This is a genomic window from Rhodococcus sp. IEGM 1305 (genome assembly GCF_030058635.1).
GTDB lineage: Bacteria > Actinomycetota > Actinomycetes > Mycobacteriales > Mycobacteriaceae > Rhodococcus_F > Rhodococcus_F opacus_D.
The window spans coordinates 321,481-339,122 of record NZ_JASHKX010000003.1 but is presented as its reverse complement, the minus strand read 5'-3'; the positions used below and the strand labels follow the sequence as shown (position 1 = coordinate 339,122).

Annotated in this window: 19 protein-coding genes and 2 pseudogenes; 10 read left to right on the top strand and 11 right to left on the bottom strand. The window is 66.2% G+C overall.

The genetic code is table 11. The annotated features are described in order from the left end of the window. Window positions 1-358: 358 nt before the first annotated feature. Window positions 359-787, top strand: a pseudogene (locus tag QM693_RS08230) (serine/threonine-protein kinase); the annotation flags it as partial. Window positions 788-1,225: 438 nt separating this feature from the next. Here the strand turns inward: QM693_RS08230 and QM693_RS08225 are convergent. The 4 genes from QM693_RS08225 to QM693_RS08210 form a co-directional block, all read right to left on the bottom strand. After that, window positions 1,226-1,627, bottom strand: a complete 402-nt coding sequence (locus QM693_RS08225) for a (R)-mandelonitrile lyase (RefSeq protein WP_283335328.1) — start codon at window positions 1,625-1,627, stop codon at window positions 1,226-1,228. Window positions 1,628-1,638: 11 nt separating this feature from the next. After that, complete coding sequence (locus QM693_RS08220) at window positions 1,639-2,523, bottom strand: aldo/keto reductase (RefSeq protein ID WP_283351958.1); 885 nt, start codon at window positions 2,521-2,523, stop codon at window positions 1,639-1,641. A gap of 83 nt (window positions 2,524-2,606) precedes the next feature. Continuing rightward, a complete protein-coding gene (locus QM693_RS08215; RefSeq protein ID WP_283351957.1) occupies window positions 2,607-4,013 on the bottom strand; it encodes an MFS transporter in 1,407 nt (468 codons plus the stop codon). Continuing rightward, entirely contained in the window at window positions 4,010-5,059 is a 1,050-nt protein-coding gene (locus QM693_RS08210; protein ID WP_283351956.1) for an alcohol dehydrogenase catalytic domain-containing protein, read from the bottom strand. The genes QM693_RS08215 and QM693_RS08210 overlap by 4 nt, the downstream gene beginning before the upstream one ends. A 101-nt stretch (window positions 5,060-5,160) precedes the next feature. Between QM693_RS08210 and QM693_RS08205 the strand changes: the two genes are divergently transcribed. Continuing rightward, window positions 5,161-6,060: a helix-turn-helix transcriptional regulator gene (locus QM693_RS08205; RefSeq protein ID WP_283351955.1), complete on the top strand. Its 900-nt coding sequence runs from the start codon at window positions 5,161-5,163 to the stop codon at window positions 6,058-6,060. Between the two features lie 73 nt (window positions 6,061-6,133). On the opposite strand, the gene QM693_RS08200 is transcribed toward QM693_RS08205, so the two are convergent. From QM693_RS08200 to QM693_RS08190, 3 genes are all read right to left on the bottom strand, one after another. Then, window positions 6,134-6,958, bottom strand: a complete 825-nt coding sequence (locus tag QM693_RS08200; protein ID WP_283335322.1) for a bifunctional allantoicase/(S)-ureidoglycine aminohydrolase — start codon at window positions 6,956-6,958, stop codon at window positions 6,134-6,136. A gap of 125 nt (window positions 6,959-7,083) precedes the next feature. Further along, entirely contained in the window at window positions 7,084-7,746 is a 663-nt protein-coding gene (lexA, locus tag QM693_RS08195) for a transcriptional repressor LexA (protein WP_280780272.1), read from the bottom strand. A 392-nt stretch (window positions 7,747-8,138) separates the two neighbouring features. Next, window positions 8,139-9,428 (bottom strand): Glu/Leu/Phe/Val dehydrogenase dimerization domain-containing protein, encoded by a 1,290-nt coding sequence (locus QM693_RS08190; RefSeq protein ID WP_283351954.1) that lies wholly within the window; start codon window positions 9,426-9,428, stop codon window positions 8,139-8,141. Window positions 9,429-9,614: 186 nt separating this feature from the next. Here QM693_RS08190 and QM693_RS08185 point away from each other — a divergent pair, with 186 nt between their 5' ends. Beyond that, the gene (locus QM693_RS08185) at window positions 9,615-10,538 is read left to right on the top strand and encodes a LysR family transcriptional regulator (protein WP_105420183.1); all 924 of its coding nucleotides are present in this window, start codon (window positions 9,615-9,617) and stop codon (window positions 10,536-10,538) included. 144 nt (window positions 10,539-10,682) lie between these two features. After that, on the top strand, window positions 10,683-10,826 hold the full coding sequence (locus QM693_RS08180; protein WP_283351953.1) for a hypothetical protein: 144 nt from the start codon (window positions 10,683-10,685) through the stop codon (window positions 10,824-10,826). 48 nt (window positions 10,827-10,874) lie between these two features. On the opposite strand, the gene QM693_RS08175 is transcribed toward QM693_RS08180, so the two are convergent. Then, window positions 10,875-11,270: an LLM class flavin-dependent oxidoreductase gene (locus tag QM693_RS08175; protein ID WP_283351952.1), complete on the bottom strand. Its 396-nt coding sequence runs from the start codon at window positions 11,268-11,270 to the stop codon at window positions 10,875-10,877. A gap of 66 nt (window positions 11,271-11,336) precedes the next feature. On the opposite strand from QM693_RS08175, the gene QM693_RS37805 reads away from it, so the two are divergent. Next, window positions 11,337-11,702 carry an NAD(P)/FAD-dependent oxidoreductase gene (locus QM693_RS37805; RefSeq protein ID WP_502942609.1) on the top strand — a complete coding sequence of 122 codons (366 nt, stop codon included), beginning with the start codon at window positions 11,337-11,339 and terminating at the stop codon, window positions 11,700-11,702. A gap of 76 nt (window positions 11,703-11,778) precedes the next feature. Further along, window positions 11,779-13,287, top strand: coding sequence for a protein adenylyltransferase SelO (locus tag QM693_RS08165; RefSeq protein WP_502942608.1), 1,509 nt, complete (start codon window positions 11,779-11,781; stop codon window positions 13,285-13,287). Window positions 13,288-13,522: 235 nt separating this feature from the next. On the opposite strand, the gene QM693_RS08160 is transcribed toward QM693_RS08165, so the two are convergent. Next, entirely contained in the window at window positions 13,523-13,864 is a 342-nt protein-coding gene (locus tag QM693_RS08160) for a YciI family protein (RefSeq protein ID WP_283335316.1), read from the bottom strand. 285 nt (window positions 13,865-14,149) lie between these two features. Then, complete coding sequence (locus tag QM693_RS08155) at window positions 14,150-14,587, bottom strand: hypothetical protein (protein ID WP_283351950.1); 438 nt, start codon at window positions 14,585-14,587, stop codon at window positions 14,150-14,152. Window positions 14,588-14,770: 183 nt separating this feature from the next. Here QM693_RS08155 and QM693_RS08150 point away from each other — a divergent pair, with 183 nt between their 5' ends. The 4 genes and pseudogenes from QM693_RS08150 to QM693_RS08135 all read left to right on the top strand — a co-directional run bounded on the left by QM693_RS08150 (window position 14,771) and on the right by QM693_RS08135 (window position 16,282). Next, entirely contained in the window at window positions 14,771-15,037 is a 267-nt protein-coding gene (locus QM693_RS08150; protein WP_083849701.1) for a YdeI/OmpD-associated family protein, read from the top strand. A gap of 181 nt (window positions 15,038-15,218) precedes the next feature. Continuing rightward, window positions 15,219-15,470: pseudogene (locus QM693_RS08145) on the top strand (alcohol dehydrogenase catalytic domain-containing protein); the annotation flags it as partial. Then, window positions 15,436-15,561: a hypothetical protein gene (locus tag QM693_RS08140; RefSeq protein ID WP_283335313.1), complete on the top strand. Its 126-nt coding sequence runs from the start codon at window positions 15,436-15,438 to the stop codon at window positions 15,559-15,561. The pseudogene QM693_RS08145 and the gene QM693_RS08140, both read left to right, overlap by 35 nt. A 277-nt stretch (window positions 15,562-15,838) precedes the next feature. Then, the gene (locus tag QM693_RS08135; RefSeq protein ID WP_283335312.1) at window positions 15,839-16,282 is read left to right on the top strand and encodes a DoxX family protein; all 444 of its coding nucleotides are present in this window, start codon (window positions 15,839-15,841) and stop codon (window positions 16,280-16,282) included. A gap of 53 nt (window positions 16,283-16,335) precedes the next feature. Here the strand turns inward: QM693_RS08135 and QM693_RS08130 are convergent, their stop codons facing one another. Next, window positions 16,336-17,628 (bottom strand): wax ester/triacylglycerol synthase domain-containing protein, encoded by a 1,293-nt coding sequence (locus tag QM693_RS08130; protein ID WP_283351949.1) that lies wholly within the window; start codon window positions 17,626-17,628, stop codon window positions 16,336-16,338. Between the last annotated feature and the right edge of the window lie 14 nt (window positions 17,629-17,642).

Below are 17,642 nucleotides of genomic sequence, written 5' to 3'. Positions count from 1 at the left end.
ATGGGTCGTGCACTCAGTCCCGTGGCAGTGTGACATCGTCATCGCCGAACTCGGGCTTGGTCGCAAGCTCGCGGGCGTCGGGCACGCCAGCCGTCGAAATCTCCATGCAACGCCAGATGCGTCGGAGTCTCAGCATGCAAGGTCGGCGGTTGGCAGGTGCCCTAATCGGTCACAACCGACAGCAGCGATATCCTTGAGAAGACGTCATCGAGAAGTGAGCGAAAGGTCGATCCTCCCTTACTGGTCGTGCCGTCGGGACCAGTGCACAGGAACGACAGCGGCGTCGTGAATAGACCATGTGATGGGCACAGGTGATCCGCTCGACACAGAGTCGTAGTCGACTCCCCCGGTCGCCGAGCTGAGGGCGACCGGGTTCGATGACGCCCGGGAAATTGGGCGCGGCGGTTTTGGTGTTGTCTAGCGCTGCATCCAGACCCCATTAGATCGCACGGTGGCGGTGAAGGTTCTCCTCGTCGAGCTCGACGAGGAGAATCGGGAGCGATTCTTCCGGGAACAACGGGCGATGGGCCGTCTGACCGGGCACCCGAACATCGTCACCGTCCTGCAGGTCGGTGCCACCAACAGCGGCCTTTCCTACATCGTGATGCCATACCATCAGCAGGATTCTCCCGACGTCCGGATCCGCGACCACGGTCCGCTGCCGTTGCCTGAGGCGTTGTGGCTTGGTGTGAAGGTGGCCGGCGCGGTGGAGACAGCACACCGACTCGACATTCTCCATCGCGACATCAAACCGGCGAACATCTTGCTCACTGATTACGGAGAGCCGGCACGGCCCTGGCCGAAGAGGCCCTTTCCACACCGGAGGGCGAGGGGCTGGAGCAGGTGCTCTACGGCAGCGGTGCCATCCTGGCGTCGAACCGCGGATGTTTGTCTCGCATGTGGAACGACGATCAGACCACAGTTCTGAGGAACGAGTATCGGCGGATCCTGTTCGAGCTGTTGGCGCAAGCCATGCAGCAGGGCCGTATCCGTGAGGACGCCACCGACGCCGACCTGGACCTCATCTTCTGGTCCCTCCGCGGCGTCGTCGCGACGACACCGCGGAGGCACCGACACCGGCTGGCGCAGAATCCTCGCGGTCATGATCGCGGGATTGTGGCCCGGCGCGGACAACCTCGACGCGGCGCCGATGAGCGCCCAGGACGTCGCACAGATCATGGATAATTTGTGGCCTCGGTAAGGTTCGGAGGGTGGCGAGGGGTCACTACCCCGTCAGGTATTCCTCGTCGGTGACGTGTTCGAGCCAGGTCGTGGTGGTGGCCGGGTCGTCGGCATTGTCGAGCATGGCGAGGTGTTCCATGAACGAGTCGGCGCTTGCTCCGTGCCAATGATGTTCGTTCGGTGGGCAGTAGAGGGTTTGACCGGCGTGTGCTTCGACCTTCTGGCCGCCACGGGACTGTACCCAGGCAGTTCCTTGGGTGATGTGCAGGGTCTGACCGTGGGCGTGCGAGTGCCACGCGGTGCGGGCGCCGGGTGCGAAACGCACTTTCGCCACTACCATTCGCTGACCGGGTTCTCGGGGAAAGGCGATGCGGTCGAGCCAGACGTCACCGGTGAATTGCTCGGGCGGGTTCTTCGTCGTCGGAGTGTGGGGATCAATCTGCATTGCTGTACTCCTCAGGGTTCGGGGATTTCGAGGCCGAATGTCTCGCGGGTGATGTCGTCCGGATCCGGGCCGCCGCGCACACCGGTGTCGAGAGCGTCGATCGCGGCGAGTTGATCGGCGGTGAGATCGAAGTCGAAGACGTCGAAGTTTTCGGTGATCCGGGACGGGGTGACCGATTTCGGGATCACCTGGCGGCCCTGCTGCAGGTGCCACCTCAACATCGTCTGCGCCGGCGTCTTGCCGTGTGCCGCTGCGATCGACTGGAGGGTGGGATCGTCGAGCGTGGAGCCGTGCGAGCCGCCGCGGTAGAAAGTGATGCCACCGATCGGGGACCATGCCTGGGACACGATCCCGTGTTCGGCGTTGGCCGTGAGCACGTCGGATTGACGGAAGGACGGGTGTACCTCGATTTGGTTGACCGCCGGCACCACCGATGTCTCGTCCCGCAGTCGCGTGAGGTGGTCGGACATGAAGTTGCTGACACCGATGGCGCGGACGCGGCCGTCCGCGAGCAGCGTCCCGAGCGCCTTGTAGGCCTCGACGGTGAGGGTGAACTCGCCAGGGAGAGCCTGGTGCAGAATCAGCAGGTCGATCTGATCGATTCCGAGTTTGCGGGCGCTCTTGTCGAAGGCGTGCAGCGTCGCGTCGTAGCCGTAGTCGGTGATCCAGACCTTGGTCTCGATGAAGATGTCCGAGCGATCGATACCCGAACGGCGTATGGCTTCGCCGACCTCGCGTTCGTTCTGATAAGCAGCGGCGGTGTCGATGTGCCGGTATCCGGTCTCCAATGCGGCCTCGACCGCTGCAACGGTGTCATCGGGCGGCGTCTGGTACACACCGAAACCCAGTGCCGGCATCGTGATTTCGTTGTTCAACGTCAATACGGGGATCGTCATGTTTCAACCTTAGGTTCGGTCAGCGCGCGCTGGGAGTGCCTGTCGAACCAGGTACCGGCAGTACCTGGTTCGACCAGCGGATGTCATGCGACGGGCCGGTGTCGTGCAGCGGGCACGATCACCGTGAGGACGACGACCAGCGCGAGGGCGAGCAGTACGGTGCCGCCGGTGAGCGCGGCGCCGACGTGCTCGGTCACCGCTGCTGGTCCGTCGACGTTGGCGCCTGCGTCGGCCGCGAATGCGACGAGAATGCCCAAACCGAGTGCCATTCCGAGTTGGTGCGCCGTGTTGACCAGTCCGGATGCCGCGCCGGCGTCCGCCGAATCGACACCGGCTATTCCTGCGTTGGTCAGCGGTCCGAACGCCAGGCCTTGCCCGGCACCCACCAGGACCATCGGTAGTGCAACGTCCATGAGATACGTATCGAGTGGGCCGATGCGGCTCAGCCATGCCATGCCGGCCAGGGTCAGCGCCGTCCCGGTCGCGAGCAGAGTCCCGTTCGACAGCCGGGCGCTCAGGCGGGGCACCATGAGTGCGACGACGAAGTTGACGAGGGTCATCGGGAGGAAGCCGAGTCCGGCTTGCAGTGGGGAGAAGCCGAACCCGTCCTGGAGCAGTTGGGTGGTGAAGTAAAAGAATCCGATCATCGCCCCGAGGTACAGCAGCCGAGCCGAATAGGCGCCGGCGCGTTCGCGACTGCGGAACAACCGCAGCGGCAGGATCGGTTGCTGCACCCGACCCTCGTGAACGACCAGCCCGACCAGCAGGAGAGCCCCGAGTGCCAGAGCGGCCTGTACCCGTGCCGATCCCCAACCTGCCTCGGCGGATTCGATGATTCCGAAGATCACGGCGCCCATGCCGAGTGTCGCACCGAGAGCACCGATCACGTCGAACCGTCCGGTTCGCCGTGGTGTTTCGACGAGCACTGTGCCGGACCAGACGATCAAGGCGACCGCGATCGGGACATTGACCAGGAAGGCCGCTCGCCAGGATATCCACTCGGTGAGCGCACCTCCGACCAGAAGGCCGAGGCTGGCGCCGATACCGGCTGTTGCGGCGTACCAGGCAATGGCCTTGTTGCGGGCCTCGCCGTCGAAATAGGTCGTAATCAACGCCAACGAGGTCGGTGCGACGATCGCCGCACCGATTCCCTGCACGGCGCGGGCGGCGATCATCCACCATCCCGCGGGCGCGATTCCGACGAGCAAGGATGCGGTACCGAAGATCGCGAGACCGATCCTGAACAGTCGGCGCCGCCCCACGATGTCCCCCGCGCGGGCAGCCAACAGGAGCAGACCACCGAAGACGAGGGTGTAAGCGTCCTGAACCCACGACAGCGCCGCCGGTGACAGGTCGAGCCCGGATCGGATGCTCGGCAATCCGGTGAAGATCACCGAGTTGTCCAGCAACACCATGAAATAGCTTGCCAGGATGATCCCCAGAATCGCGGCCGGGGTGGCCGTGGCCCGACCGGAAACAGCGGTGGTCACGGCCGGACCGCGACCTTGAGCGCATCGCGGGCATCCATCGCGGCGTAGCCCTCCGGCGTCTGGCCGAGACCGACGGTGCGGTCGAACACCTTCCCCGGCTGGACAGTGCCGTCCAGGACTGCCGGAAGCAGCTGCTCGATGTAGGCGCGCACCGGCGCCGGACCACCGGTCAGCGTGACGTTCGGCCCGAACAGGCTCCCGAACCCGACAGGCGCGTCCTCGTACTGGGGCACCCCCACCCGACTGATCGCTCCACCCGCGCGGACGACGCCCACCGCCTGGTCGTAGGCCGGCCGGTGACCGACCGCCTCGAGGACGACCGCGCTGCCCAGTCCGCCGGTCAGCTCACGAACCTTCGCGATCCCCTCCTCGCCACGCTCGGCAACCACATCGGTCGCACCGAACTCGCGACCGAGATCGGTCCGCCCCTGGTGCCGCCCCATCAACACGATCTGCTCGGCACCGAGCAGGCGAGCCGACAGCACGGCCAACAATCCCACCGCACCGTCACCGATCACGGTCACGACACTGCCCGCGCCGACGCCGCCGCGGACCGCGGCATGCCAGCCGGTGCCGTACACATCCGACAACGTCAGCACGGAGTTGAGCAGCGCATCGTCGGCGTCCTCGCCCACCGGCACCTTCACCAGCGTGCCGTCGGCCAGCGGCACCCGGACCGCCTCGGCCTGACCACCCGCCGTACCCAGCGAGGCGTCATTCCAGAACCCGCCGCGCACACACGACGTCTGCAGACCCGCAGCGCAGAACACGCACGTGCCACACGAGACCGCGAACGGTGCGATGACGAAGTCGCCGACCCGCAACGTCCTCACATCCGAACCGATCGCTTCGACGACACCGATGAACTCGTGGCCCATCGATCTGCCCGCAGGATCGACCTCCATGGAGTGATAGGGATGCAGGTCGCTGCCACACACGCAGGCCCGCACGATCCGTACCAGGGCGTCGGTGGACGACTGGATGGTGTGATCAGGAACATCGATGACGCGGACATCGCCCGCGCCGAACATGTACGTCGCTTTCATGCCACCCAGTTGACCTCCATTCGGGCCGCCCGGGGAGTCACGGACGTTCCGGGTACTGCCAGTACCTCCCACAACCGGCGGCCACTGCCTACCGTGGACTCATGAGTTCGACCGGCCTGCGCACCGAAATCCGCGAGTTCCTCAGCACACGGCGCGCACGCATCACCCCGGAGCAGAGCGGGCTACCCGTGTACGGCGGCAACCGCCGTGTCAAAGGCCTGCGCCGCGAAGAGGTCGCCATGCTCGCCGGTGTCTCGGTCGACTACTACGTCCGCATGGAACGCGGCAACCTCGCCGGCGCCTCCGACAGCGTCCTCGACGCCCTCGTCGTCGCCCTGCAACTCGACGACGCCGAACGCGACCACCTCTTCGCCCTCGCCCGGCAAGCACAGGCAAGCACCACCCGCCGCCCCCGCACCCCGCCGGTGACCGTCCGCCCGGCAATCCAGCAAGTACTCGATGCCATCACGGACGCACCGGCCTGGGTCCGCAACGGCCGCCACGACATCATCGCGATGAACGACCTCGCGCGCGCCCTCTACTCCCCTGTGCTCGCCGACCCCCGCCGCCCCGCCAACACCACCCGATTCGTCTACCTCCACCCCCAGGCAGCCGAAGAATTCTTCGTCGACTACGACACCATCGCCAGGGACGCCGCCGCCATGCTCCGACTCGAAGCAGGCCGCAACCCCCACGACAAGGCGCTCATCGCGCTGGTCGGGGAACTGTCCACCCAAAGCGAACTCTTCCGCCAACGCTGGGCGTCACAGGACGTCCGATTCCACCGCAGCGGCCGAAAACGCCTGCGCCACCCCGCCGTCGGCCAACTCGACCTCGACTTCGAAGCACTCGAACTGCCCTCCGAACCCGGCCTACACCTCAACATCTACACCGCAGCCGCCGGCACACCCACCGCCGACGCCCTCAAACTCCTCGCCTCCTGGGCCGCCAGCCAGGATCAGCTCGGCACCGAACACGACGCTCCCAGCAGACCACATTGACTCCCGCGCACAGGCGATCCGTGAGCCGCCACCCTTGCGACAACGGCAGCGGCACACAGGATCATGACCAGATTCAAGAGAGTCCGAGTTGGAGGCCGGCGTGCCGGTTGGTGTCTTTGTAGAGCAGATAGCGGAAGCGACTCGGCCCGCCCGCGTAGCACGCCTGAGGGCAGAAGGCCCGCAACCATAGGAAGTCGCCCGCTTGCACCTCGACCCAATCCTTGTTGAGCAGATACACCGCCTTACCCTCGAGGATGTACAGGCCGTGTTCCATGACATGCGTCTCGGGGAACGGAATCGCACCTCCCGGTTCGAAGGACACGATGTTGACATGCATGTCGTGGCGGATGTCGGTCGGATCGACGAACCGCTGGGTCTTCCATGCGCCATTCGTGTCGGGCATCTCGGCACCCTCGATATCCTGCTCCCGGGTCACGAAGGACTCGGGTATCTCGATGCCGTCGACCTGCTGATAGGTCTTGCGGATCCAGTGGAACGTCGCGGTGGCCGGACCGTGGTTGTGCAGGGTCCACCGGGCGCCGGGAGCGAGGAAGGCGTAGCCGCCCGCATCCAGCACATGCTCGACCCCGTCGAGTGTGAGAGTGAGCGCACCGTCGACAACGAACACGACCGCCTCGGCGCCCGGATCGGCATCGGGACGGTCACTACCGCCACCAGGCGAGACCTCGACGATGTACTGCGAGAAGGTCTCCGCGAATCCGGACAAAGGCCGCGCCAGCACCCACGCCCTGGTCCCGTTCCAGTGCGGCAGCAGACTGGCGGTGATATCGCTCATCGTGCGACGCGGCAGGACCGCGTAGGACTCCGTGAAGACCGCGCGGTCGGTGGTCAGATCGGTTTGCGGCGGCAGGCCGCCTCGCGGAACGAAGTAGTTCATGCTTTCCTCATCGGGTTGTCGGGACAGCGGCGGTGGCGAGCCACCGGTGATGTCGATCTTCCGCCTGTGGATCCCACACGAGAATATTCGTGGGGAGGGTGTCGGCGGCAGCCGAGTCCGGGCCCTCAGATCCGCCGCATCACCGATACCACCTTGCCCAGGACAACTGCGTCGTCACCGTCGATCACGGCATACGCGGGATTGCGGGGCTCGAGGAAGACGTGGCCATCGCGGCGCCGGAGCACCTTCACCGTGGCCTCGCCATCAATCATCGCAGCGACGATCTCGCCGGAATGGGCTTCGTCCTGGCGGCGCACCACAACGACGTCGCCATCGCAGATCGCGGCGTCGATCATCGACTCACCGCGCACCCGCAGCCCGAACACGGTGCCGGAGCCGACGAGTTCGCGAGGGAGCGTCAGCATCTCATCGGCGTGCTCCTCCGCGAGGATCGGTGCGCCGGCTGCGATGTCGCCGACCACCGGTACCGTCACATTGTTTTCGGACGAGCGACCCTGCTTCCCCTCGGAGAGGAACGGGCGCACGTCCAATTGCCGAGCCATGGCCGTGCCCCTTCGGAGAAAGCCCTTTTCCTCGAGGCTCTTCAGATGCTTGGACACCGACGACGCGGAGCGCAGGCCCACCGCGTCCCCGATCTGTCGAGTGCTCGGCGTGCATCCGTGTGCAGCCACCCAGTCCCGGATCGCTGCCAGAATCCGCTGCTGGCGGGATGGCAGGGTGGAGGCATCGAGGCCACCGAACATGTCGAGATCGTCGTAATCGGTCACCGAAGAATCGTAGGTGGTCACGACAGCCCCCTCGAGCACGACGTACGCGCGCGACCAGAAGCGGAGCCTGTCCCGTTCCACCTCACGGCAATGTCGACCTCAGTCGATGCGCCACCACCCGGAACCACAGTTGAGGGTGATCTAACCCATGGACTTGAATCTCACTGCCCGCGGCTCGACGCCTCTACGCACCGTCGAGCCGCGCCCGACATCGACTCTCGCACAACGGGAACCGTCAGCTCAATGCCGCAATGCACCGCACCGCACCGCGCTCACTCGGGCCACTGCCATCCCGACGCGCGAGCACTCTTGGCTCACCCCAAGGCCAGACAGACGAGCACGTGACGGTCCCGCAGCCGCCCGCCCGGTGTTCTCTCGGCGATCGCCGACCTTCACGGGATGGTGAGCGCCGGCACTGCCAGAGGGTCGGTGGGAGCCGGCGCGCGGCGGTTGGCCCCGACGAGGTCCCACGCGGTCTGCCGTGGCGCCACGCCGTCCAGTTTCCATTGCCCGAGCAGCAACGCGACCTTGGCCAGCATCTCGGTACGCAGCCGCAGGAACGAGTCCTCCGGGTCGGTGCCGACCTGACTCAGTAGAACCCACCAGGCCCAGGCGACTGCTCCGGCATTGGCAACGAAATCTGGGACCACCGGAATGCCCCGGCCGGTGAGCACCGCCTCGGCCCGCGGGGTCGTCGCGGCATTCGCCGCTTCGATCACGACTTTCGCTGCGACCTGGTCGACGTTATCCGCCGTGATCGCATACGAGATCGCGGCCGGGACGAGGATGTCTGCCGCAGTGGCGATCACAGCCGTGCTCGGCAACCGCTGAACATGCGAGGGGACGCGGGAGCGGTCGATCTCGCCGTAGCAGTCCCGCAGGTCGAGCAGCGCGGGAACGTCCAGGCCGTCGGGACAGTACAGCGTGCCGAAGGCGTCGGCGACAGCAGTCACGCGCATACCGGCCTCGCACAGATACCAGGCCGCGCCGCCCCCCATGGTGCCGATGCCCTGGATTGCCACCGTCGTGTCGGCCGGAACCCAGCCATGTGCGTTCACCGTACCGATGCAGGCCTGCGCGACTCCGTAACCGCCGATCACATCGCCCAGCAGAAAACCGCTGGGCACCGGGGCGTTCAACGCGGCCCGTACCCGGCGCAGAGTCCTCTGCGGATCTTCCGCGCGGCTGATCGCCGCATGGTAGGACTGCTGAAGGCCGAGCCGCGCGAAGACGTCGTCGAGCAGATGCTGCGGGACCCCCAGATCCTCCGCGGTCACCCAGTGCGCGGCCAGCCACGGGCGCATCGCCTGACAGAACCGCTCCAGAACACCGACGGCGCGGGGGTCCTTCGGGTCGAAGTCGATGCCACCCTTCGCGCCGCCGACCGGAAGGTCGAAAACCGCGGTCTTGGCAGCCATGCCTCGGGCCAGATCCTCCACCTCCGACATCGTGCAGCCTGCCCGCATTCGGGTGCCCCCGGTTGCCAGGTCGGACACCAACGTGTGCACGACGAGGTAACCACGAGCACCGGTGACCGGATCAGACCACGTCACACGTAACAGGGGCTCACCGCCGCGCACGGTCGCCACATCGACCCGATGTGGCGTCGCAGTGTTCTCACGGTAGTCAGACTCTCGGTGCTCGGGGGTGCGCCCGAACCCGCATTCCGTTGTCGTGGTCACCTCGAGTTACCCCAATCGTCCTCAGAAAATCTTCGCCTCCACGACCACTCAGCCGATGACGTCAGAGTGCGCGCGCTGGTGACCAGGCGTCCAGTTAAGAATCTTGAAGGATTGAGTTCACGCTTTCTACACAGCGCAACGCGTGGTCCGGTTGGACGGTTCGGAATGGATGCATAGGCTGGCGGCATGGAGCTGTCATTGCGCCGGTTGCGGATGCTTCGGGAGTTGCATCGCCGAGGCACCGTGACTGCCGCGGCGCTGGCCTTGCACTACACCACATCCGCGGTATCCCAACAGCTCACCCAGCTCGAACGCGATGTCGGCGCAAAGCTATTCGAGCGGCGCGGTCGGCGGGTGCAGCTCACCGAGATCGGCCTGCTCCTCGCCGAGCACGCCGAGGAGATCATTCGATCGGTGGAGCGCGCGACGACTGCTCTCGAGCAAACGCAGGACGGGGTCACCGCCCGATTGACCGTCGGCGTGTGGGCGTCCGTCGCGTCGAGCCTGGTGCCGAGTGCGCTGACGTTGCTGGCCGCCGAACATCCCGGCATCGAGGTGCGAACGAGGGAGCTCGCGCCGGAGGACACCGCAGTCGCGGTACGGGACGGGTCGCTGGACTTCTCCTTCGTGATCGACTATTCCGACTACCCGATGCAGTGGGACCCGGAGTTGACCAGGGTGGTGATCGCGGTGGAGCGACTGCACGCAGCGCTGCCTCCGGGAACGGTTTCCGCCAGAACCATGGCGCTGGCGGATCTCGCCGAGCATCCCTGGATCCTTGCGGGACCCACGTCGCATTTCGGCCGCGCGGTGCGCTTGGCCTGTCAGCGTTGCGGATTCGAACCCAGGATCAACCATGAGGTCGGCGAGCAGGCGACGGCACTCGCGATGGTTGCCGCGGGCCTGGGAGTCACCCTTGTCTCCGATCTCGGACTGACGCTGCGCCCGCCGGGAATGGACGTCGTCGCGCTCACCGAACCACTCATGCGGACCATTTCCATCGCCCATCGGGGGACGGAAGCGCACCGACCGCCGCTACAACTGGTGATCGACGCAGTGCGGGCCGCGGCGGCCGCACGGGGGCTCGCGGCGCGGTCGCCGTACCCGTAAGCGCGTTCACCCCCCGCAGGACGGAATGTCGGGCGTGTGGGCGCATGGTTTCGAGCATGTAGTCGAGTTCGGCGATGGTGCGGTGGGGTGGGAGTGTGAGGATCGGCATCTCGGTGCTGCGGTGTACCAGTGCTGGAGTTGGTCGTGAGCGGTGTCGGGTGTGCCCCAGACGGTGAGCTCGTCGAGCAGAACAAGGGCCGGCACGTCGGTGGTGTCGTGGGTCGGGTTGCCGGCGAGCACGGCCTCCACCTGCTCGCGGTATCCCGTTCGCTCAGCGAGCGGCGGTAGAGCGAACCCATGCTGGTGAGGTAGAACGCGACCCACCACGACGCGATCTCACGAGCGGTTGCGTGATCGGCCGCGACGGCTGTGGGGACGGCCGGGCACACCGAGGAACGTGTGGTGCGGCCGGATCGGGCGCTCGCCTCCTGGGAGCAGGTCGATTCCGCAGGGCAGCCACGACCGGGTGGCTAGGAAGGGCACCCAGCCGCCGGCCACTTCGCCGGCGAGTTGGATGGATTTGTTGCCGAGTCCGGCGAGGTAGATCGGCAGGCCGGTGCGCGCGGCGACACCCAGCCGCAGGGGCCGGTGGTCGCGGGTCGCCGTCGGGCGGACCCGGTCGCCGTCGAGCAGTCGACGGACCTGTGCGGTGACCGCGCGTAGCTTGGCCACCGGCGCGGTGAACGATTGGTCGTGCAGTCCTTCGACGAGCTGCGGACTCCGTGCACCCACCCGAGGACGAAACGGCCGTGGGAGACCTGGTCGAGGCTGGTGGCGAGCATCGCGAGAGTGCCGGCGGTGCGGCCCCAGACGCTGAGCACACCGGCCGCACAGACCTCGACCGAAGCTTTCACGCCGCCCTCGATCTGGGTGCCAGGACTGCGTGACACGGTCGCCTCCGGCCACCGCGAACAACGTTTCGTCGGTACCGCCGACCTGCCCAATCAATACCGAACATCGGTCGGACCGGGCTGGGCACTCCTCGGCGATGCCGGCCACCACAAGGACCCCTCCACCGGGATGGGCATCGCCGAGGCGTTCCTCAGCGCCGACCTGCTCGCGGAGGCCATCCACAGCACGCGCATCCTCGGCGGGTCGGTGCCCATCCGAGACGTCTACTCCGTGCCGAACATCGCGCCGGTCCTCACACAAGCCCACCCTTGAATGCACATTCCCTTGCACGTGCGCACACCGGTGCCATCGCGTGCGCGGCGTTCCGTGTGGTGGTTACCCTCGCAGGATGACTGCAATTCCGGATTCCACGGTGGGCACGAACACAGCGGTGGCCGGCCTCGAAAGCACCTTTGCCGACGAGCTGGGCGCCCTGACGGTTCCCTGGCAGGGTGCGCATGCGCCTGACCCCACGTTGCTCGTGCTCAACGAGCAGCTCGCGGCGTCGCTGTGGTTGGAAGTCCGGGCACTGCGAAGCGAGGACGGGGTCGACGTCCTGTCCGGATCGACGGCGCCGGCCGGGGCCAAGCCGGTGGCGATGGCATATTCGGGCCATCAGTTCGGCGGATACGCACCGCTCCTCGGCGATGGCCGGGCGTTACTGCTCGGCGAGCTGACCAGCAGTGATGGGCAGCGGGTGGATCTACACCTCAAGGGCTCGGGGCCCACGCCGTTCTCCCGGGGCGGCGACGGGTTCGCGGCAATCGGCCCGATGCTGCGCGAATACCTCGTCAGCGAGGCCATGTACGCCCTCGGCATCCCCACCACGCGCGCGCTGTCGGTGGTCGCGACGGGCCAGCACGTTCATCGATACGGCGCCGAGCCCGGGGCCGTGCTCGCACGGGTCGCGGCCAGTCACCTGCGGGTGGGCACCTTCGAATACGCGGTGCGGCAGGGTGAGGTGTTGCAGCCGCTCGCCGACTACGCGATCGCCCGCCACTACCCGGAGCTGACCGAACCGGCGCCGGGGCGTGACGGCAATCGCTACCTGACGTTCTTCGAGGCGGTGGTGGAGGCGCAGGCCTCTCTGGTGGCGAAATGGATGCTCACCGGTTTCGTGCACGGGGTGATGAACACCGACAACACGACCATTTCGGGCGAGACCATCGACTACGGTCCGTGCGCCTTCCTCGACGCGTTCGACCCGGCTGCAGTGTTCAGTTCGATCGACCACGGCGGCCGGTATGCGTTCGGCAACCAGCCCGTTGTCCTGAAGTGGAATTTGGCGCGCCTCGCGGAAACGCTACTGACGCTGTTCGATTCCACGCCGGATGACGCGATTACCGCGGTGTCGGCAGTCCTCGACACCTTCGACGACCGGTACGACGGCCATTTCGCGGCCGGGATGGCGGCAAAGCTCGGTTTGGCCGGCGAACTCGTCGATCGAGCGCTGGTCGACGACCTGCTGACGCTGCTGGAGGAACACGGTGCCGACTGGACGGGCACCTTCCGTGCTCTCGCGGACGAACTACGCGGACATTCGACGCCTCTCGACGGCCTCGTTCCGCGCGAGCACATCGGGCCATGGCTGGAACGCTGGCGCGGCAACCTGACCAAACATGGGCACGGGGCAGCGGAGACCGCCGACGCGATGGACAGCGTCAACCCGCTGTACATCCCGCGGAATCATCAGCTCGATGCTGCGTTGCGCGCCGCGGCCGACGGGGAGCTCGCTCCGTTCGAAAAGCTACTGGAGGTCGTCACGCATCCGTTCGACCGCCGCGACGAGTGGTCGGACTACACCACACCCGCTCCACCATCATTCAGCAAGTCCTTCCAAACCTTCTGCGGCACTTAACTTCCAGGACGGACTTGCACGGCGACGTTCGTGTCGAGGAAACTTCTCGCCGACGATTCGTCGCCAGAACGACTTCGGCTGGTGTCGCCGCGACGGGATGCCGTCGTGCGCAGTTCGCGTCCGACCGATCGACTTCCGCGACGAGGAAAAGGAGCGCTGCAAGGGCAGTAACTCCGTCGAACGTTATTTCAATCTGGGCGAAGCCGAATGCGATTGCCCGAGACGTCGACCCCTGTCAGCTGGCGGGATCGTAGTGGAACGCGCGCAGCTCCTGCGCGCACCGGCAGGCAACCGCGATCTTCGCAGCCCATTCCAGTGCCGCCTCGCGGGAAGGCAACTCCAGTACCGTGTAGCCGCCTTCGAGCTGCTTCGTCTGCGGGTACGTGCCCTCGGTCACCGTGCCATCCCCATCGACCAGGACAGGCGGAACGCTCTCGTCGATTCCACCGCCGAACACCCAGACGCCGGCGTCCTTCGCCTCCTCCACCACCGCGTGCGACGCATCCGACACTGCCTGTAAATCCTCGTCGGGAAGGACCATGGCACCACTTGGGAAAGAGATCAGGTACTTCGTCATCGCGTCGACTCCTTCTTCGCATGTCGGGGATCGGACCCATCCTCGCCGACACGGGCCGGCGCGCACAAGATTCGCCCGCCCTCCCCCAACCAGGTCGGAACAGGCCGTCTCCACCACCGCACTTACCGCGGGCATCAAGCACTTGATCAACACGCCCGAGTGCGCGTGGGTAAGTAGTGTGACGGTCGTGTTGTGGCGAGCCACTGCACAGCGCAATATCTGCGGACTGCCGCCCAAGGGCTGGAGATGATCGTGGTCGGCCGTTCCCCCACCCAATTCACCCTGTCACACGCCCTGCCATTTTTCCCCGACTGTGGCGTGGATGGCTCTGCGACGACTCACCTTGGCCGATATCAAGCCCGATGCGACCACAACCTGCCCCAGCATCAGCGACGCCGGCAGTATCAACAACTCCCACCCCGTCGAACCATATGCCTGCGACCACACCACGATCACGATGGCCAAAATCCACGTCAAAGCCTGCCCCAGCGTCATCAACGCGCCGGCCCACGTCCGATCAGCGCGTCGGACGAGCCCGATCGTGCCCGCGACCGCCCCCACCAAGGGGGCGATCAAACCGACCGGGGTCGGGAGCAGCACCATCAGACCGAGAAGCGGTCCAGGCTCGATAATCCCCGTGGTGACCAGTTGCGGCACTACGAACAACCACACCGACACAGCGCACAGCACCGAGACGACCGATGCGCTCGTGGATATCTTCATCGCATCAACCTAGATCAGACGTCGGGTTCACCCGGCCGTCCACGATTGCAGATGAGACTCATCATCGCGCGGTCTCGCTTGCAGCGACCGCGCGAAAATAGAGCGGGCCCGCCCCTGAATCAACACCAAGACTCCGGTGGCTACGACCCGCACTACCTCTGCGACAGTCGGTAGACTCCAAACATGGGCAAGCGCACGGTCCCGAGTGGCACGGTGCATAGAGTGCCGGCAGACCTACGGACGGCGTTGGCCGATGACGGGCCGGCGCTGAAAGCGTGGAATGACATCACACCATTGGCACGCAATGAGTGGATCTGCTGGGTCGAGGATGCCAAGCTCGACGAAACGAGAGCGCGTCGAATCAAGCGGACGCATACCGAACTGGCTGAAGGCAAGCGCCGCCCATGCTGCTGGCCTGGTTGTAGCCACCGGGAAAAGACCGGTAAGTAGGACCCTCCTACACAGCCGCAGGCGACTTGTCCTATCCGGGACCTTCGGCCTCGCGTGGTCGTCCGCGCGACCTTGTTTCCGGAGACAACGAGGTCGCGCGCATATTCGACGCAGCGGACAATCGACATAGCTTCAGCGCATGGAAGCTGGATGTAGTCGTATACGACTCGAGGAGCATCACATGAAAGCCGTTCGCATCCATGAGAATCGAGGGCCCGCGAACCCGGAGCTACTCGTGTTCGAGGATGCCCCCGACCCGCAGGCCGCCACCGGTGACGTGATCGTCCGAGTGCACGCCGCATCCTTCGTCCCCGACGAGCTCGACTGGCCAGGAACCTGGACGGATCGGGCCGGCCGCGACCGCACGCCCTCCATCCCCGCACACGAGGTGGCCGGCGTTGTCACCGAAGTTGGCTACGGCACCACTGGTGTTCGACACCATCGGCGGCGACGTGCTCGCCCGATCGGCCGCGATCGTCAAGCCGGGCGGCGTGCTGGTCTCGATCAGTGCGCCGCCCCGGTGACGCCACGCGGCGGACGAGCAGTCTTCTTCATCGTCGAACCCGACCGGTGCCGGGCAAGGTGGTCCTCGACGTCCTGCCCGCGGGGTTGCCGACCTAGGAGGATCACCCGAACGGAGAGCCTTCCAGCGCCGCGGTGAGTTTTCCCGTCGCCTCTGGTCTGTACTGGTGTGAGTAGACGCGGAGCGTGCGGGAGCAGTCGATTTGCCCGCGTGACGCCGTCGGGCAGGTGCCACCGGTCAGCGGTGTACCGCTCCATGAACAGCAAGGAGAAAGTCTCATGACATCGACACCACCCTCCACGGGAACCACCAACTCGACACCGGCGCCGACGGGCGGAACCACGAAGAAGGCCAGAATCGCCGGACTGGTCGTCAGCGCCCTCGTGGTGCTGTTTCTCCTGTTCGACTCGCTCATCCACATCGCAAACACGCAAATGGTGCGCGAGGCGATGGCCGAGCTGGGTTTTGCCGAGAACCTCAACCGTGTCATCGGAATCGTTCTCTTGGTATGCCTGATTCTCTACATCGTGCCCGCCACGGCGATTCTGGGCGCGGTGCTGCTGACCGGATACCTCGGTGGAGCCGTCGCTACCAACATGCTCACCGAGCAGCCGGTCGTCAGCACCACCCTGTTCCCGATTTACGTCGGCATCTTCGTGTGGGGCGGTCTGTACCTGCGGGACGCGCGGGTGCGTTCGATCATGCCTGTCCGACGCGCCTGAGCCACCAACCCCCGCCTGGCAGCGAATGCCATTGACACAGGACGGATTCGACGTCATGTGATCGCGGCGTCACGCAATTCGGCGTATGAATCGTCCATCGCCACCGCCAGCCGGGCAACGTCGGGCAGCGCCTCGGGGTCTGTGCAGAGCCCGATACCGACGATCCCGGCGCAGGAGATCGCCGAGATCCGCAGCGCGTGGTGCGCTGCGGGCTCGGAGGAGGAGAAGAGCCGCTCGACCCGACGTCCGGAAACGCTGACCGGCACGGGCGGGCCGGGGACGTTCGAGATCGACAGGCTGAACTCGCGCGCGCTGCCGGCGAGTCGCTTTGCGGCTTCCTCGACGCGTTTCACGCGTCCGAGAGCGTGGAAGAGATCGAACAGCTCTTCGGCGTCGTCGAGGAGCTTGCGCTTGCTGGTCTCGGCGTTGATCCGGTCGAGTCGGGTGAGCGGATCCGCCTCGGCGAGCGGCAGATCGACGTTCAGGAAGGAATCGCGGTTTCCCAGCTTGCCCGCTCTCTCGTCCCGGTGGTGCAGGCTGACCGGAACTTGAGCACGAAGACGCGGCAGGGCCGTCTCGCCGGCGCCGAGCCAGCTGCGCAGGCCGCCTGCGACGATCGCGAGGAGTACGTCGTTGACGGTTGCGCGCGCGGGACGTGAGGCGCCGATTGCCTTCAGCTCCGGGAGCGGGGCGACGGTGAAGGCAAGCTCGCGGGCGGCACTGATCGGGCGGTCGAAAGGCGAGTGTGAACCGCGGTGGCCGAGTTCACGACGCACAGCCGCGGGCATCCGCAGTGCCTCGTCGACCCGCGAACGCTGCGGCGAAGCGGCGCGAAGGCCCGGCCGCGTTCCTCTCGGGGGCGGTTCGGGGTGCCGATCCCAGAGCACGTCGTCGAGGAAGCGAACCGCGCTGATCCCGTCGGCCATCGCGTGATGGATCCGGACCGCGATCGCCTCGCGCCCGTCGCCGAGTGGACCGAACAGATCGAACGTCCACAGTGGTCGCTCGTGGTCGAGGTGCTCGGACATCAGCTTGCTGACGGCCCGCCACAGATCGTCGCGCGAGGCACACCCAGGCTCTTCTCGGCGCCGGACGTGGTCACTGATCTCGAACGCCGTCGCCTCGGTCCAGCGCGGCTCCGGTCCCGAGGTATCGATCCGTTGCGTCGCTCGCGGCTGGCTCGAAAGCCGCTCCGCCACGGCAGTTCGCAGAGCCTCGACGTCGAGCGGGGAGGTGGCCGGCCCGAGAACGACGAGCTTGAGCGTGTGGCCGGTGATCACCGCCGATTCGAGCCCCAGGATATGTGCGTCGTCGGCGGACAGCCGATCGGGATCCTCGCGGCTCACCTCGGCAAGTCTAT